Source organism: Phaeobacter inhibens DSM 16374, assembly GCF_000473105.1.
Taxonomy (GTDB): Bacteria; Pseudomonadota; Alphaproteobacteria; order Rhodobacterales; family Rhodobacteraceae; genus Phaeobacter; species Phaeobacter inhibens.
Genome location: NZ_AXBB01000004.1, coordinates 156,456 through 172,374 on the forward strand (window position 1 = coordinate 156,456; position 15,919 = coordinate 172,374).

At 59.8% G+C, this 15,919-nt stretch carries 18 protein-coding genes; 7 read left to right on the forward strand and 11 right to left on the reverse strand.

Features of this window, described 5'->3' with window-relative positions:
• Nucleotides 1–28 precede the first annotated feature (28 nt).
• The 5 genes from INHI_RS0100720 to INHI_RS0100740 all read right to left on the reverse strand — a co-directional run bounded on the left by INHI_RS0100720 (nt 29) and on the right by INHI_RS0100740 (nt 5,486).
• The gene (locus INHI_RS0100720) at nt 29–1,381 is read right to left on the reverse strand and encodes a glutamine synthetase family protein (protein WP_027246366.1); all 1,353 of its coding nucleotides are present in this window, start codon (nt 1,379–1,381) and stop codon (nt 29–31) included.
• A gap of 118 nt (nt 1,382–1,499) precedes the next feature.
• On the reverse strand, nt 1,500–2,534 hold the full coding sequence (locus INHI_RS0100725; RefSeq protein WP_014875616.1) for a TRAP transporter substrate-binding protein: 1,035 nt from the start codon (nt 2,532–2,534) through the stop codon (nt 1,500–1,502).
• Between the two features lie 51 nt (nt 2,535–2,585).
• Nucleotides 2,586–4,088 carry a TRAP transporter large permease gene (locus INHI_RS0100730; protein WP_027246367.1) on the reverse strand — a complete coding sequence of 501 codons (1,503 nt, stop codon included), beginning with the start codon at nt 4,086–4,088 and terminating at the stop codon, nt 2,586–2,588.
• Nucleotides 4,088–4,684, reverse strand: a complete 597-nt coding sequence (locus INHI_RS0100735; protein ID WP_027246368.1) for a TRAP transporter small permease subunit — start codon at nt 4,682–4,684, stop codon at nt 4,088–4,090. The genes INHI_RS0100730 and INHI_RS0100735 overlap by 1 nt, the downstream gene beginning before the upstream one ends.
• Nucleotides 4,677–5,486, reverse strand: a complete 810-nt coding sequence (locus INHI_RS0100740; RefSeq protein WP_027246369.1) for an N-formylglutamate amidohydrolase — start codon at nt 5,484–5,486, stop codon at nt 4,677–4,679. Before INHI_RS0100740 ends, INHI_RS0100735 begins: the two co-directional genes overlap by 8 nt.
• Nucleotides 5,487–5,635: 149 nt before the next feature.
• On the opposite strand from INHI_RS0100740, the gene INHI_RS0100745 reads away from it, so the two are divergent.
• Nucleotides 5,636–6,508 (forward strand): MurR/RpiR family transcriptional regulator, encoded by an 873-nt coding sequence (locus INHI_RS0100745; protein WP_014875612.1) that lies wholly within the window; start codon nt 5,636–5,638, stop codon nt 6,506–6,508.
• A 93-nt stretch (nt 6,509–6,601) separates the two neighbouring features.
• Here INHI_RS0100745 and INHI_RS0100750 read toward each other — a convergent pair whose 3' ends face one another.
• Nucleotides 6,602–6,916: a hypothetical protein gene (locus tag INHI_RS0100750; protein ID WP_027246370.1), complete on the reverse strand. Its 315-nt coding sequence runs from the start codon at nt 6,914–6,916 to the stop codon at nt 6,602–6,604.
• Between the two features lie 119 nt (nt 6,917–7,035).
• Between INHI_RS0100750 and INHI_RS0100755 the strand changes: the two genes are divergently transcribed.
• Together INHI_RS0100755 and INHI_RS0100760 are read left to right on the forward strand one after the other, a co-directional pair.
• Nucleotides 7,036–7,200, forward strand: a complete 165-nt coding sequence (locus INHI_RS0100755; protein WP_027246371.1) for a DUF1328 domain-containing protein — start codon at nt 7,036–7,038, stop codon at nt 7,198–7,200.
• Nucleotides 7,201–7,394: 194 nt separating this feature from the next.
• Nucleotides 7,395–7,892: a Dps family protein gene (locus INHI_RS0100760; RefSeq protein WP_014875609.1), complete on the forward strand. Its 498-nt coding sequence runs from the start codon at nt 7,395–7,397 to the stop codon at nt 7,890–7,892.
• Nucleotides 7,893–8,028: 136 nt separating this feature from the next.
• On the opposite strand, the gene INHI_RS0100765 is transcribed toward INHI_RS0100760, so the two are convergent.
• Complete coding sequence (locus INHI_RS0100765; protein WP_014875608.1) at nt 8,029–8,844, reverse strand: response regulator; 816 nt, start codon at nt 8,842–8,844, stop codon at nt 8,029–8,031.
• A 96-nt stretch (nt 8,845–8,940) separates the two neighbouring features.
• Here INHI_RS0100765 and INHI_RS0100770 point away from each other — a divergent pair, with 96 nt between their 5' ends.
• The 4 genes from INHI_RS0100770 to INHI_RS0100785 are packed head-to-tail and all read left to right on the forward strand — an operon-like array spanning nt 8,941 to nt 12,948.
• Nucleotides 8,941–9,138, forward strand: a complete 198-nt coding sequence (locus tag INHI_RS0100770) for a NepR family anti-sigma factor (protein ID WP_027246372.1) — start codon at nt 8,941–8,943, stop codon at nt 9,136–9,138.
• A complete protein-coding gene (locus tag INHI_RS0100775; protein ID WP_014875607.1) occupies nt 9,131–9,676 on the forward strand; it encodes an RNA polymerase sigma factor in 546 nt (181 codons plus the stop codon). The genes INHI_RS0100770 and INHI_RS0100775 overlap by 8 nt, the downstream gene beginning before the upstream one ends.
• 55 nt (nt 9,677–9,731) lie before the next feature.
• Nucleotides 9,732–11,456, forward strand: coding sequence for a sensor histidine kinase (locus INHI_RS0100780; RefSeq protein WP_254656804.1), 1,725 nt, complete (start codon nt 9,732–9,734; stop codon nt 11,454–11,456).
• Nucleotides 11,431–12,948: a phospholipase D family protein gene (locus INHI_RS0100785; protein ID WP_027246374.1), complete on the forward strand. Its 1,518-nt coding sequence runs from the start codon at nt 11,431–11,433 to the stop codon at nt 12,946–12,948. The genes INHI_RS0100780 and INHI_RS0100785 overlap by 26 nt, the downstream gene beginning before the upstream one ends.
• A 41-nt stretch (nt 12,949–12,989) precedes the next feature.
• On the opposite strand, the gene INHI_RS0100790 is transcribed toward INHI_RS0100785, so the two are convergent.
• The 4 genes from INHI_RS0100790 to INHI_RS0100805 all read right to left on the reverse strand — a co-directional run bounded on the left by INHI_RS0100790 (nt 12,990) and on the right by INHI_RS0100805 (nt 15,770).
• On the reverse strand, nt 12,990–14,012 hold the full coding sequence (locus INHI_RS0100790) for an AI-2E family transporter (RefSeq protein ID WP_027246375.1): 1,023 nt from the start codon (nt 14,010–14,012) through the stop codon (nt 12,990–12,992).
• Nucleotides 14,013–14,078: 66 nt separating this feature from the next.
• A complete protein-coding gene (locus tag INHI_RS0100795; RefSeq protein ID WP_027246376.1) occupies nt 14,079–14,813 on the reverse strand; it encodes a hypothetical protein in 735 nt (244 codons plus the stop codon).
• Nucleotides 14,806–15,216 carry a phage holin family protein gene (locus tag INHI_RS0100800; protein WP_014880909.1) on the reverse strand — a complete coding sequence of 137 codons (411 nt, stop codon included), beginning with the start codon at nt 15,214–15,216 and terminating at the stop codon, nt 14,806–14,808. Before INHI_RS0100800 ends, INHI_RS0100795 begins: the two co-directional genes overlap by 8 nt.
• Entirely contained in the window at nt 15,216–15,770 is a 555-nt protein-coding gene (locus tag INHI_RS0100805; protein WP_027246377.1) for a hypothetical protein, read from the reverse strand. The genes INHI_RS0100800 and INHI_RS0100805 overlap by 1 nt, the downstream gene beginning before the upstream one ends.
• Between the last annotated feature and the right edge of the window lie 149 nt (nt 15,771–15,919).

The following is a 15,919-nucleotide window of genomic DNA, read 5'->3' on the forward strand; positions in this document are numbered from 1 at the left end:
AATACTCTCGCCGAAGGCTCTGCGCGCCTCAGGCGCGCTCAAACCCGCGGGCAATCTCGTAATCGGTCACGATCCGCTCGAAATCCTCGATTTCCACTTCGGCAGCGCGCACGTAGTGGTCAACCACCGCATCACCCATGGCGGCCCGCAACATGGCCGAGCTTTTGAGTGCCGTCGCCGCATCCCGCAGGGTGCCGGGGATCATGCCGGTGTCGCCCTGATAGACATCGCCCGTGGTGGGCGCCTGCAGCTCAAGCCCTTCCTCGATGCCTGCAATGCCCGCAGCCAGCATGCCTGCGATGGCCAGATAGGGGTTCATGTCCGAGCCCGGAATACGGCATTCGACGCGGATGGCCTTGCTGCCGACACCACAGAGACGATAGCCTGCGGTGCGGTTGTCCACCGACCAGATGATGCGGGTGGGGGCAAAGGTGCCCTTCATGAAGCGTTTGTAACTGTTGATATAGGGCGCCATGAAGGCGGTGTAATCCGGCGCGTATTTCAGCAGGCCACCCATGTAGGCCTTCATCAGCGGCGACATGCCCAGCTCATCCGACGGGTCATGAAACGCGGGCTTGCCGTCCTGCCACAGCGACTGATGCACATGAGAGGAGGAGCCGACTTTCTCGTGGCTCCATTTCGGCAGGAAGGTCACCGCATGGCCCTGTTGCTGGGCGATTTCCTTCACCGCATGTTTGGCGATGGTGTGATAGGCGGCCGTGTCCATCGCGGCGGCGTATTTGATGTTCAGCTCTTCCTGACCGGTCTCGGCCTCGCCTTTGGAATTCTCAATCGGCAGGCCCGCATCCCACAGGTGGTTGCGGATCGGGCGCAGCACGTGCTCCTCGCGGGAGGTCTGCAGGATGCTGTAGTCCTCATTATAGCCCGAGATCGGCTCCAGATCGCGGAAGCCTGATTTGCGGATCGCATCGAAGCTCTTCTCGAAGAGGAAAAACTCCAGCTCGGTGGCGCACATCGCGTCAAAACCCATCTCTTTGAGACGGTTCACCTGACGTTTGAGGATGGCGCGCGGCGAATGCGGCACCTCTTCGTGGCTGTGGTGATCCAGTACGTCACAGAGCACCATCACCGTGCCTTCGAGCCAGGGCACCGGGCGCAAGGTTGCGAGGTCCGGCTTCATCACGTAATCGCCGTAGCCGTTTTCCCAGCTGGTCGAGGCATAGCCATCCGGTGTCGCCATCGCCAAATCGGTGGCCAGAAGATAGTTGCAGCAATGGGTCTCTTCCCAAGCGCCATTCACAAAATGCTTGGCGTGAAAACGCTTGCCCATCAGCCGCCCTTGCATGTCCACAAGGCACACGAGAACTGTATCAACCGTGCCGTCGGCAACCTGGTCCTTAAGAGTGTCGAAGGAGAGCATGAGCAGCCCTTTGCGTATTGAGGCCAGAACTTCTTTGACAAAAAAGTTTGGCAAATTCCTTTGAAAGGAATTTGGCCCACCGCATGCGGGCCAAATTCCGGTTTTTCAGACCTTAGACTTAGCCGTAGCGGTAGGGACGCCCGGCTTTCTGCATGTCCGCGTTGTATTTCTTGATGATTTCGACAACGCGTGCCTTGGTCGGGCTTTCTGCGGCGATTTCGTCCCAGAATTTATAGGCGGCGTCCTCAACCGTTGCCCATTCTTCATCGGGGATCGAGGTCAGCTCCATTTTCGGGCCGTTGACGCGCAGGTCTGCTTCGCCGCCCCAATACCACCACTGACGGTAGTAATGCGACTGGTCACAGCAGACGCGGAACAGCGTTTGCAGATCTTCCGGCAGTTCGTTCCAGCGGCCCTGATTGGCAAAGAAGGACCCAGCCCATGCACCCGAAATATTGTTGGTCAGGAAGTAGTTGGTCACATCTGCCCAGCCAACGGTGTAATCCTCGGTGATGCCGGACCATGCGATCCCATCGAGCTCACCAGTCTGCATGGCGACTTCGATGTCTTCCCATGGCAGGGTTACGGGAACGACGCCGAATTGGCTCAGGAAACGACCCGCTGTCGGGAAGGTGAAGACGCGCTTGCCCTTCAGATCTGCCAGACTGCGGATCGGGTCTTTGGTGGCGAAGTGGCAGGGATCCCAGGCACCTGCAGAGATGTGCTTGACGCCGACTTTGGAGTATTCTTCGTCCCAGATCTCATTCAGCCCGTATTTGTTGAACAGAACCGGTACATCGAGCGAGTAGCGCGAGGCGAAGGGGAAGTAGCCGCCAAAAACGGTGACATCGGTCGGGGAGGCCATTGAATCATCATCGGACTGCACCGCATCGATGGTACCACGCTGCATGGCGCGGAACAATTCACCAGTCGGGACCAGCTGATCGGCATAGTAGAGCTCGATCTGCATACGGTCGCCCGCGATCTTGTTGAACATGTCAATGGCGGGTTTCACCACATGTTCGGCCAGCGCCGCACCGGCATAGGTCTGCATACGCCATGTGATCTTGGATTGCGCCAGCGCGGGGGTGGCCAGCGGGGCGGCGAGGGCACCGACGCCGGCAGTCTGAATAAACTTACGTCTTGTCGTCATATCTCTTCTCCATGTTGAATGTCCGGCCCCCTTGCGGGGCTCTTCTGAAGGTTATTTTCCGTAAACATATTCCGGCAGCCATAGGGCGATCTGCGGGAAGATCATCACCAGCGCCAGGGCCACGACCATCACCGCCGCAAAGGGGATGATTGAGACATAGATATCTTTCAGCCCGATCTCCGGTGGCGCCATGGCCCGCATCAGGAACAGGTTATAGCCGAAGGGGGGCGTCATATAGGCGATCTGGGTGGTGATGGTGTAGAGCACACCGTACCAGATCAGATCGAACCCCAGCGCGCCCACCAGCGGCACGTAAAGCGGCGCCACAATCACCAGCATCGCGGTGTCATCCAGGAAGGTGCCCATCACGATGAAGCTCAGCTGCATCAGGATCAGGATCATCCAGGGCGACAGGCCCAGCTGCGTGGTGAACAGATCCTCGATCGCCTTCACCGCGCCCAAACCATCAAAGATGGCGCCAAAGCCAAGCGCGGCGAGAATGATCCACATGAACATGCAGGAAATCCCCAAGGTCGAGCGCACGGAGGTTTCAAAGACTTCCTTGTTCATACGTCCCTTAAGAATGGCTGCGACAAAGGCGGTCATCGCACCAATGGCGGAGCTTTCCACCAGCGAGGTCCAGCCATTGACAAAGGGCACCATCATCGCGGCAAAAATCGCCAGCGGCAGCACGCCGGAGAACAGCAGGCGATATTTTTCACGCATGAAGACATCGTGATAGAAGGCAGGAATGCTGCGGGTCACAAAGGCCAGAACAGACCCGACCAGCGCCACGCCGATTGCGGGCTTTGCCTCGATGATACCCAGTTTTACCACCAGCGGCACCAGCACCAGCAACGCCAGCACGACGTAGTTCAACCGCAGCGGATGATCGCTGATACGTTCGTATTCGGCGAGATCCTCAGGGCTCATCGCTGGGCCAAGTTCAGGCTGCATGCGGGCACGCAGATAGATATAGATGATGAACATCGTCGCCATCAGAAGACCCGGTACCACACCGGCAAGCCAGAGCTGCCCGACAGGCTGGCGCGCAATCATCGCATAGAGCACCAACACCACCGAGGGGGGCACCAGAATACCCAATGAGGATCCGGCCTGAATGGTGCCGGTGACCAGCGTCTTGTCATAGCCGCGGCGCAACAGCTCGGGCAGCGCGATGGTGGCACCGATCGCCATACCTGCCACCGACAGGCCGTTCATCGCAGAAATCAGGACCATCAGACCGATCGTGCCAATCGCGAGCCCACCTTTGACCGGGCCCATCCACACGTGAAACATCCGGTAGAGGTCATCGGCAATTTTGGATTCCGACAGCACATAGCCCATGAAAATGAACATCGGCAGCGTCAGCAGCGGATACCATTTCATCAGCTTCATGGCTGCGGAGAAGGGGATTTCGCTGCCGCCGGTGCCCCACAGGAGCATGCCCGCAAGAGCGCCGACAAATCCGATGGCACCAAACACGCGCTGGCCGGTCATCAGCATCAGCATCATGCCGGCAAACATCATAATGGCGATGAGTTCATAGGACATTAGAAGTCGTCTCCGCGAAGGCGTCCGAGATCACGGAACAATTCAGCAAGGCATTGCAGCAGCATCAGAAAGACGCCGAAACAGAGGATGGTTTTGATGGGCCACATGAACGGGCGCCAGGCGGTGGAGCTGCGTTCCAGATAGCCAAGTTTGGCACTGGCCGCTTCCAGACCCTCGGTCACAAGGGTCATTACCAGATCGCCAAAGAACTGAAATGGCTCCAACCCGAAGTAGCCCAGAGAATAGGCGGTGGAGCTGATGGCTCCGTAAAACAGCACACCCAGGTAGACCATCAGGAACAGCACGGTGAAGGCATCCACCCAGGCTTTGGTCTTCAGCGACCAGGACCCATAGAACAGGTCCATGCGGACGTTGCTGCCCATCTGGATGGAGTAAGGCCCGCCCAGAATATAGTAGGCGACCATGACAAACTGCGCGGTCTCCAGCGTCCAGAGCGACGGGTTAAAGAATGTCTTGGAGATCGACGACCACAGCAACACGCCCACCAGCACGAAGATCAGATACATGGCGAAGCGGCCGATCAGCCGGTTCATTGCATCAATGGCGCGCACGTAGCTTTTGATGGCTCTAGGCATTGGCTGCCCCCTTTGTGACGAGGGTCGCCAGAGCCGGGCGCAGCAGGCACAGCAACTCTTCGGTCATGGTGGTTTCCTGTTCAGGGGTGCGCAGCAGATCGTTGCGGATCTCAATCATCACATTGGCCAGACCGTTGTCCTGCCCATGCAGGACCAGGGAATGGGTGACGCCGTCCTGCGGACCATAGGGCGCGTTCCGCTCAACCTGGCGGTGCGGCAGCGCGGGTGCCGCGTCCAGCATCGCGTCCGCCAGCCGGGTATCATGATCATGCAGAATGCCGATTTCAACACTGCGGGGGCTGCCGTAGTAGACTGGGGTGAAGCTGTGAATGGTGACCAGCATCGTCTCACGACCAGCAGCCTTGCGATCCGCAATCACCTTGGCCACGGCTGCACAGAAAGGATCGTAGACGGTTGCCACCCGTTCGGCCCGCGCCGCTGCGTCCAGATTGCGGTTGCCCGGCACCTCGATCAGTTCCGATTTGGCGGGCATCGCGCTTGGGGCTTCGGGAGGGCGGTTGCAGTCATAGACCAGTCGCGACACGCAGCTTGCAACCAATGGCGCGTCCAGCGCTGCCGACAGGCCTTTGGCGACTGCCAATGCACCGGGATCCCAGGCGGCATGACTGATGCGATCTTCCTCAGACAGGCCAAGCCCCTCGTATCGGGCCGGGATATGGTTGCTGGCATGTTCGCACAGCACCAGCACCTCGCCGGTTCCGGTCGCATTCCAGACGTCCACCGCCCGGTCGGGCAGATCTGGCGAGGCGGCAGATGGAGCGTTGGAATCGCTCAGTGACATTGGGTACTCCCTGATTTTGGAAAAATGTTTTCACGTACAACTTTTTGTGTCAATATCTTTTCAGCATCAGTTTGACGACCTGAGATTTGAATGGCTCTCGTTTCGGAGCTGTGCTTAAATTGCAGGCAAAGCAGAGGGATAGCCGGACTGTGACAAAACCGCCCGCCACCGTGCGCGAACTCATCCGGGAGCAATATGCGAGTCTGACACAGGCGGAACGCAAATTTGCCAACGCCTTGTTGGCGAATTACCCAGCGGCCGGTCTGGCCTCCATCACCATTGTTGCGGCCAATGCTGACGTCTCGACACCCACCGTGGCGCGCATGGTGCAAAAGCTTGGTTTCAAAGGGTATCCCCAGTTTCATCAGGCCTTGCTGAAGGAGTTGGAGGCCAAAGGATCCGGGCCAACCCAACGCCGGGCGAACTGGGCGTCTGAGGCGCCGGACGGGCATCTGCTGAACAGATTTGCACAGGCAGTCACCGACAACCTCAGCCAGACGTTTTCCAATGTCGATTCCGAACAGTTTGACGCTGCCGTTCGTCAGTTGGCTGACACCGAAGGTCGGCTTTATGTGGTCGGTGGTCGCATCACACGGGCGCTGGCGGATTATGCGTTCACCCATTTTCAGGCGATCCGACAGCGGGTCACACATATGACGTCCTCATCGGCAACCTGGCCCCACTACGTGCTGGATATGGTCGAAGGGGACACGCTGCTAATGTTCGATGTCCGCCGCTATGAAACCAATCTGCAGCGGCTGGCGGAACTGGCGTCGGAACGTGGCGTGCAGGTGATCCTGATCACCGATCAATGGTCGAGCCCCATCGGATCGGTGGCGGCCCAAACGTTCAACTGCTGGGTGGAGATCCCTTCAGCCTGGGATTCCAATATCTCGACCATGATGCTGTTGGAGGCGATGATCTCTGCCGCACAGGAAGAGCGCTGGGATGAGACGCGCGCGCGTTACGAAAAATTGGACACGATTTTTGACACCACGCGGCTGTTCCGAAAATTCACCTGATGGTCGCTCTTACGCCGCAGGTCACCCTGAAGATCTCCTCAAATAAAAAAGGAGGCCGACAGGCCCCCTTCTCTCCGTTCGTTACGCATTGGATCAGTAGCGGTTGCGCACCGCCATACCAATCAGGACGCCGACGCCCAGTGCCCCTGCCACCGCAAGGGCAGGGTTCTTCCTCACGAAATCCTCGCTTTGGCTCGCCAGATCACTGACGGCCTGCGATGTGGTCTTGGCACCGTCGCTGGCCATTTCACGGACAGCTTGTGCGTTGCGCACAGCCATATCTTCAAGCTGCTCACCAACCTCTTTCACCTTCTCGGCGATCGGTTGTGTCTCCTCGGCTTTGTTCCCCCCGGCGCGGCGCGCTGCGGGTGATTTTTTCGTCTCAGTCTGTGTCTGGGTCGCGGGCATAATGAAATCTCCTTTCCCCCTCTCAACGTGCAGAATGCGGCGAAGGTTCCATGGAACTATCGCCGCGCGACCTGAGTTGGGCAGGTATCACAGCGCAACACGATATGAAGGAGGCGGCCATGCTTTATTGGGCATTGTTATTTTTTGTCGTCGCAGTCATCGCTGGCCTGTTTGGCTTTGGCGGGGTTGCGTCGGCCTCTGCGGGGATCGCCCAGATCCTGTTCTTTGTATTCCTCATCCTGTTTGCCATCGCGATGGTGCTTCGGGTGATCAAGGGCAGGTGACATGCAGAGATCAGATCCTGACCTGATGCGGGCGGAGGAACTGACTTCCGCCCGTTTCCCATGCTGAGGTCCACGCGGCGCGGCGTATGGATGTGGCGTTCTGGCGGGTCCGTACCGCAGTTAGAAAAGATGGAACCTCCGCCAGCTGCACACGTTGGGTCAGCGATATTAACACAGACAAAGGAGACGATAAGATGAGCGAAGCGCTCTCAGTTGTGCCCAGCCGTGATGATGTTGCCACCGGTGTCCGCGACACATCCGTGATCGCCAGCGGCATTGCCGATGTGCTGGCTGACACCTACCGCCTGGTCTTCAAGACCCATGCCTATCACTGGAACGTCGAAGGTCCGGCGTTTTACTCGGTCCATAAGCTGACCGAAGAGCAATACGAGAACATGTTTGCCGCCGCTGACGATCTGGCTGAGCGGATCCGGGCTTTGGGCCATCTGGCGCCGTCGAGCCTTGCCGATATCGTCAGCCGCTCGAAGCTGGAGGACAAACCTGGCGGGCTGACGGCAGCGGAAATGGTCGAAGATCTTGCGCACAGCCATGAGCGCGTGGCGCACCGGCTGCACGCACTGGCTGAGCTGGCTGGCGATCGCAAAGACATCGTGACCGAAGATCTGGCCACCGCGCGTTCAGCATTTCATGAGCAGGCGGCCTGGATGCTGCGCGCTATTGCCAAGGGGTAACACCGCCCGGCCCGGTGACAGCTGCATCAACGGTTGGCGACCTTCCCGCGACCGGCCTGTCACCTTTCCATAAATACTCAAAAGCAATAGCCGCCTGTCTCCAGGCGGCTATCAGAGCTCAAGCATCGGGCGTTGATCAGGCCTTGAGCGTCTCGGTCGATGAGAAGAACATCGCCTGGCTCACAGCCGAACGGACCTGATCCTCTGTATATGGCTTTGAGATCAGGAACGCAGGCTCTGGTCCCTCGCCGGTCAGCAGCCGCTCGGGGAAGGCGGTAATGAAAATGACAGGACAGTCGAAATGCGCCGCCAGAATCTTGTTCACCGCGTCGATGCCGCTGGAATTGTCCGCCAGCTGGATATCCGACAAGATAAGATCGGGCGTTTCCTGCTGCGCGAGTTTCAGCGCGGCATCTTCCGTGCGGGCGATGCCCGTGACGCGATGGCCCATATCCGACACGATACCTTCAAGATCCATGGAGATGATGGCTTCATCCTCAATGATCATAATTCGGCCGGAGGTGGATTTAGACATCTCCTGATAGGCGATCTTGACCAGCTCTCCCGCTTCTGCGGCGCTGATATCCATGACCTGTCCCACCTCGGCGGTGCTGAAATCTTCAATCGTGTGGAGCAGCAACGCCTCGCGGGTGTTGGGCGTCAGCCTGCGCAAATGCTTCTGCGCCTGTGTCTCCAGCCCGTTGTCGGGCTCATCCATCTCCAGCGGGGCCCCGCTGGAACTCCAGATGATATGGAAAGCGCGAAAAAGGGCCACCTTGGCCTTCAGCTCCGGCTCGAAACGATCGGGCTCGGCCAGGATCGCCTCCAAAGTAGCAAGGGCATAGGTGTCACCGCTTGTCTGGCTCCCTGTCAGCGCACGGGCGTAACGACGCAGAAATGGCAGGTTAGACCCAATCTGATTAGCAAGAACTTCTCCCGTCGGGGCGGTCATTTGATATGTCCCTTTTTTTCTGAATACATATGGAACCATACGCTCGGTAACTGCGTTTGGTTCCAGAGCCTACGTAAAAAAATATAGTTGGATCGTATGGAAAAGCACAAGGCAACCGAAACACGCAGCGATGCGGTCGAGCGAGAGATCGATAGCAATCTCAAGAAGGCCTTCGATACGTTGGCCTCCGAACCTATTCCTGATCGCTTCGCCAACCTGCTGGATCAGCTCAAGGCAAAGGGTTCAGAGCCTGCGAAATCCTCGGGCAACGGCGCCGGTGACACCAATGAGTGACCCGAGAGACGAGCTGGTCGACCACCTCGGTGCCATGCGCGCCTTTGCCATCAGCCTGACCCGCAACACAGCGATGGCCGATGATCTGGTGCAGGACACATTGGTAAAGGCCTGGACCAATATCGAAAAATTTGAGGAAGGCTCCAATATGCGGGCCTGGCTCTTCACGATCCTGCGCAACACCTATTATTCCTTGCGACGTAAGCGCCGCCGCGAGGTCGAGGACGCCGACGGGGTCCTGTCCGAACAGCTGTCACAGAAACCGGACCATGACGGACGCCTGAACATGCGTGACTTCAACACGGCATTTGCGCAGCTGAACGATGAGCAGCGCGAGGCGCTCGTGCTGGTCGGCGCAGGCGGCTTCTCTTATGAGGAGGCGGCGGAAACCTGCGGTGTCAAGGTCGGCACGATCAAGAGCCGCGTCAACCGGGGGCGTGCGCGACTGGCTGAACTGATGCACCTTGACGAAGATGAGCCGATGGAGCTGACGGATACCGTCACGGCTGGCATCGTGTCGCAGCAAAGCGTGGCATAACATGAGGTTGGGGCGGGCACTGGCCGGCGGTCTGTTTTTCAGGCTCGCCGCTCTCATGACCTTGGCCCTGTTGCCGCTGGGCATGATTGCCATCTATCAGACCTATTCAGTGATAGACGAGGCCGCACGATTGTCGCGCGTCGCCATTCTGGCGCGGGCAGAGAATGCGGCCTTGGCGGAGCGCGAGCTTCTGCAGCGGACCAACGGCGCTGCGGAGGCGCTCAGTGCGATAGCGCTTCCACTCAGCGATCAGCCCGGTGCATGCAATGCGATGATGACGTCGTTTGTGGCAGAGCAGGCGGCCTATTCCTTCGCGGGCCTGTATCGCCCGGATGGGAAGCGGGTCTGCAGTTCAGGCGGGGGGCAGGCGAGTATCGCCAATACACCGATCTTCCAACGCGCCCTGTCCCGTGACACGCCGTCTTATGGCGTTGGGCGGAATCTTGACGGCAGCGATGGATTTGAGCTGTCCCTCACACGTCCCATTGAAGAAGCGGGCAGGGCAGTAGCCTATCTCGTTCTGGCAATCCCGAACCGGCTGACCAGCAGTTTCTTCACCGATGACTGGAAGCTGGAGGGGATCCGCTTCGCCACGATCAATGAGGAGGGCGACGTTCTGTCTGCCTCCGAACCTCGGTCCGAGGCCGGGTTGATCCTGCCACAGGCATCACTGCGCGAGGATCTGATGGCGCGATCCGGCGAAACATTTTTTGCGGTGTCAAACGCGGGCGAGGAACGTTTCTTTGCAGTGAGCGATATTATCCCGGGCCAGATTGCGGTTGTGGGCAGCTGGCCCGCAGCGCAGGCCAAGATGGCCACCGGCGCCGGCGGTTGGGTCTTTACACTGGCCTTTCCGGTGTTGATGTGGCTGGCGGGTATGGTTGTCGGGGTTTTTGGGTTGCACCGTCTGGTGATCCGCCACCTCAGCGATCTGCGCGCGGCGATGCGGCGCTATGCCTTGGGCGAGCGCGAGCAGGCGCAACTGGAGCTGATCAACCCGCCACGTGAATTCGCCGAGGCGCAGCAATCCTTCAACCGGATGGTGCTGATCCTCAGCAAGGCGGAGGAGCGCCGTGAAATTGATCTGCGCGAGAAGACCATTCTCCTGCGCGAGATCCACCACCGGGTGAAGAACAACCTTCAGTTGATCGCCTCTATCATGAATATGCAGGCCCGGTCGGCGCGGTCAGATGAGGCGCGTACGGTGTTGGCGCAGCTTCAGCGCCGGGTGCGCGGGTTGGCGGCGATCCACCGCTCTCTGAACACAAATCCGGATGTCACAACCGTCGATGCGGCTGAGCTGATCACTGCCCTGGCAAAGGAGGTCGCGGCCATGTCGCTCGGCTCTGATGCGGTTGTGTCCATCGAAACCAAGCTGGAGACGGTTCCGCTCAATCAGGATGATGCGGTAAACCTCTCCATGCTGGTCGCTGAGGCGCTAACCAACGCGGTCAGATACGCAGGCGCGACTGAGGATGGACGACGCGTGGTTCAGGTCTTCTTCGGCGAAGAGAAAGCCAGTATGTGCCGTCTTGCAATCCACAATGCGTTGGATCCGCAGTCCGGGCTGGCACATGAAGACCGCCATTTCACCAGCGGGCTCGGCGCGCGGCTGATCAAGGCCTTTGTTGCCCAGCTGAACGGCGACGCCAAGGTTACGGAAACTGAGACCGAGTTTACCTACGAGGTCGTCTTCCCGCGTAGTGATGACACCGCAGCGGCGGCGATTGCGGAACAAAAGGGTGCAAATGACAATGCGGACCTCCGACACACCGGGTGACGCGACCGATCCAGAGGTTTTTGAGGTCCTGGTAACGGCGGCGCAGGCGTGGCCTGCGTTTGAACGCGCAGTGCTGGGCGCGAAAAAAGAGGTGCGTGCCAGTTTCCGTATATTCGATTTCTCGACTGCTTTGCTCAGCCCCGAAGCCCGCGCCATCGGCGAAACATGGGCCGATCTGGTTGAACATATTGTGGCACGGGGTGTCGATTTTCATCTGGTGATCAGCGATTTTGACCCGGTCATGGGACAGGAACTGCATCAAAAGACCAAGCGCAGTGTGGCGCAGGCGCAGGCCATTGCCGCACGGCTAGCCCGTCGTGCCACCAATGATCCGGTGGGACATCTCCAGGTCGAGGGTGCAATGCATCCGGCGCGCGCGGGCCTTCTGCCGCGCCTTGCCTTTGGTCCTTTCGTCAAGATGAAGAAGACGCAGAACCTCGACCAAAGCCAGTCCTCCCCGTCGGAGGATGCCCCAGGCGATGAGGTCCTCCCGGAGGTCCGCCCCGTCACCCATCACCAAAAACTGGCGGTGATTGATGAGCGTCTTCTGTATGTCGGCGGGCTGGATCTGAATGATCGACGCCGCGACACGCTGAAACATGATCTGCCATCGCAGGAGACCTGGGCGGATGTGCAACTTCTGGTCAGCGGCCCCGAGGCGCGGGAGGCGGCCCACTACCTGCGTCATTTCCAGCGCTATGTCGCCGGAAAAGAAACACCGCCAGAAGGACAGCTCATTCGGCGCACGATCTCTGCGCCGCGCCGCTTTGGGTTCTGGGCGGTATCACCCCGTACGGTCCTGCGCGAGATCGAAGAGGATTATCTGGCCGCTTTCGAACGGGCAGAACGCCTGATCTATCTGGAGACCCAGTTCCTGCGGTCCAGCGTGCTGGCTGATGGGCTGGCCGCCGCCGCCAAACGTAACCCGGATCTCTCGCTGATATTGGTCCTGCCAGCGCTGCCGGATGATGTGGCGTTTGAGGGCAATCGCGATCTGGATGCGCGCTATGGCATGGCGTTGCAGGGGCAGGCTCTGGAGACGGTGCAGACAGCCTTTGGCGAGCGGGCCACAATCGCAAGCCCGGTGCAGCCATTTCTGGCGGAGCGCGAAGCGCCATCGGTTCTGGCAGGGTCACCCGTGATCTATGTGCACAGCAAGGTTTTGATTGCAGATGATAGTTTTGCGATGATCGGATCCGCCAATATGAATGGGCGATCAATGCGCTGGGACACGGAGGTGGCGCTTCGGATCACAGACAAGCAGCGCGTCGCTAAAACCTGGCAGGCGATGTGTGCCCATTGGTGGCATCGGGAGCAGATGCCGGCAGAGGCCCGCGCTGTCGAGACAGCAGCAGACTGGTGGCACCGTGAGATTCAGCGCAACGGCGTTCGCCTGCCACAGACCCGCAGCGGATTTCTGGTGCCGCATGATCCGCAGAAGATGGCGGATTTGCACCAATCGCTGCCGGGCGCGACCGAAGATGTGGTGTGATGGCAGCCACTGAGCCTGACGCCCCGCCCGGGTTGTGCGGCTCAGCCTGTCGGGTTCTCTTCGCCCTGTAGTCTGCGCGCCTCCGCCGAGGAGCGCAGCAATTGCCCGATCCAGAGCATCACTGGCAAGGCGACGATAGCGCCGACGGGTCCCCAGATCCACAGGCCGAAAACAATGGCAAGAAACACCACCAGCGGGCTTAGATGCAGTTGATGGCCGACAAAGGCTGGCGTCACAAATTGTGCCTCAATCAGATTGAGCGCCAAAAACAACGCCGGTGGTATCAGCGCTGCGGCCCCGCCCAGCTGTGTCATCCCAACAAAGGTCAGCCCTGTGATCATCATCAATGGCCCAAGGTAGAGGATGAAGTTCAGCAACATCGCCGCGAGCCCCCAGATCAGCGCGCTGTTAATCCCAAGGGTCGCGAGGCCAATGGCGGTGGCGACGCCCAAGCCTGCGTTGACCAGCGTCACAGCCGCAAAATAGCGCGCGACCTCATGCTCCGCGCGATAGAGCCGTTTGCCAAGTGATCCGGCCGCCGCGTAGATATCGGTTCGCGTCAGCACGAAAAAGAACAGCGTTCCGATGAAGATGAACACCTGCGCGCCAAAGTTCGGGGCAACCCACAGCGCATCCATCAGCGTCGGAAAGCCGGTGCTGACATCGGGTCCCGCCGCGCCGGTGCCGACCGTCTGCTCAATCTCCTGACTAATCGCCTCAATCCCGCGCAGTAGGCCGGACATCATGTAAACCCAGCTTTTAATCTCCTGTTTGATCTTTGGCAGATCTTCGACAACGCCGGATATCAGCGGTTCGAGCGACAGGAACAGCAGGACAATAATGGCGCATGAAAACAGCAATAGGCTGGCTGCTACGATCACGCGCGCAACGCCAATCCCCTGCAGCCGGTCGGCAAGCGGAGAGACCACGATCCCGACGACTACCGCGAAAATAACAGGCGCAAGAACGGGTTTTGCAAAAAAGAGCGCAAGGCCAAGTGCAAGGGCTGTCACGATGAGCAGCATGATACGTGCTGCCCGGTCAGAGAGCATGGAATTCAACATTGGCAAAGGCCTTGTTCAAAGAGACCCCCTCCGTCCCTGACAGGGCGAAGGGGGTGTGTGGCCAGATCAGTTGAGCGAGGCATGTAGAGCGTCGCGCCCTTTACTGACCTGTTCGTGCAGGGCGGTTTCGCCCTTGTTTGCAAGACTGCGCATCTCCTGTTGCAGGATGTCGCGGGCCTCCGCCATCAGCGCATCGCGCTTTTCACCTAGGAGCGCATCTTCCTGCCGGGTCTGCGGCAGCAGCGCTGCAGCGATGGCACCAAGGCCGAAGGCCAGCCCCCCGGCCACCAGAGGTTGGGCAGCGACCCCCTCCTGTGAGGCCCGGCTGAGTTTGGCAGCGCGACGCTCCAGATCTTCCTGAATATGGATCGCGGCCAGACGCGCCTTGCGGATTTGCTTGCGGGCCTTGGGCGGCAACTTGTCCAGCCCGTGATCCAGAGCGGCGCGCAGGCGTTTGGCGCTTGGACCTTTGCTCGCCACTGGCTGTACCGCCGGCGTTGCAGGCGTCCGGATTGGGACATCGGGTTGCGGGCGCGGGCCAGCCGCGCGGCGCTGACCCGCGCCGGACATCAGCAGCGCAATGCCGGTGCCCACCAGGGCCAGTGCGGCCGGGTTTGCCCGCGCAGTTGACAACAGCTGCTGCGAGATTTCGCCGCCATAGTGCGATGCGGTGGCCGAGACCTGCGTTGCAATACGATCAGGCGACAGGCTGACGGCCAGCGTATCAAGAGATTTGGACAGGGCTACGCGGTCGCGGGCCACTTCGCTTTCAAGGTCGGTCAATTCAGATGTCTCAGGCATGACGTGTGGTCTCCTTCAGGGTCTTCAGATCGCGCTGGACGTTGCGCAGGCTGCGGTCGGGCATCAGGGCGGCCGGCGACAGACGGTTGACGCCCAGCATGACCAAACCAACCGCCAGCGCGATCAGCGGCCCGCCGACGATCAGCGCGGCGGTGCCGACGCTCAGGCCAAGGGCGGCGATTGCCGCGACCAGAGCGGCGGCCAGCACATGCAGGCCCACGATGGCCAGCACAGCGCCAACGGCAATCATCGCAAGCGCCACGCCCGCGCGGGAGAGGTTGCGGGACATCTCGGCCTTCATCAGGCGGACCTCATCCTGCATCAGTTGCGACATCTGCTTCAGCACGGTCACAATAATGCCCGGTGCCTCGGAGGGGCTGGCTGCTGTATTCTGCTCTTTCATTATGACGCCCTCCGTGTGGCGCCGTGGGCAGATACGTTGCCGGTCTCGCGTGCCATGGCACTGCGGTCGGTGTCGTCGCTGCTGGCCGAATATGCGTGGCCCGCCTCATGGGTGCCCCAAGGATCATCGGTGACGTCATCTGCCGAAGTTGCGGCGCGGTCCTCTTCGGGGGCCGTGGACTTCAGGAACCGGGTTGCAGCGAAGCCAAGCAGCGCCGCCCCACCAAGAAACAGCATCGGGTTCTTGCGGGCAAAATCACCGGTGTCGCGGAGCACCTTGTCGAGATCGGCAGTCCGGACTTTATCTGCGAATTGCTCCAGGCCCTGTGCAAGTTGTTGCGCCGCCTCGGCCTGAAAAGACCCCTGCGGAAGTTCGGAGGCTGCGGCATCCGCTGCGCGGGCCACTGCAGCGGCTTCACCTGCGGCCTGTGCCTGAGCCTCTTCGGCGCGGGCGCGCGCCTCGCTTCGCAGCGTATCCTGCGCCTGTTCGGCCAATTCGTTGGCATGGTGCTTGGCCCGCTCAATCGGGTGCGGGGTGGTGCTGTGATCAGTCATTTGCCTCTCCTGTTTTGTCTGGATGGCTCATGCTCTCAACGCCGACTGTGGCGGTTGGTTCCCGATCCTTTGCTCAGTTGGCGGGCGCAGCCAAGACAACTGTCAGAAGATCTGGCACGGGGCGCCGGTGGTGGCGCGGGAGGAAAATT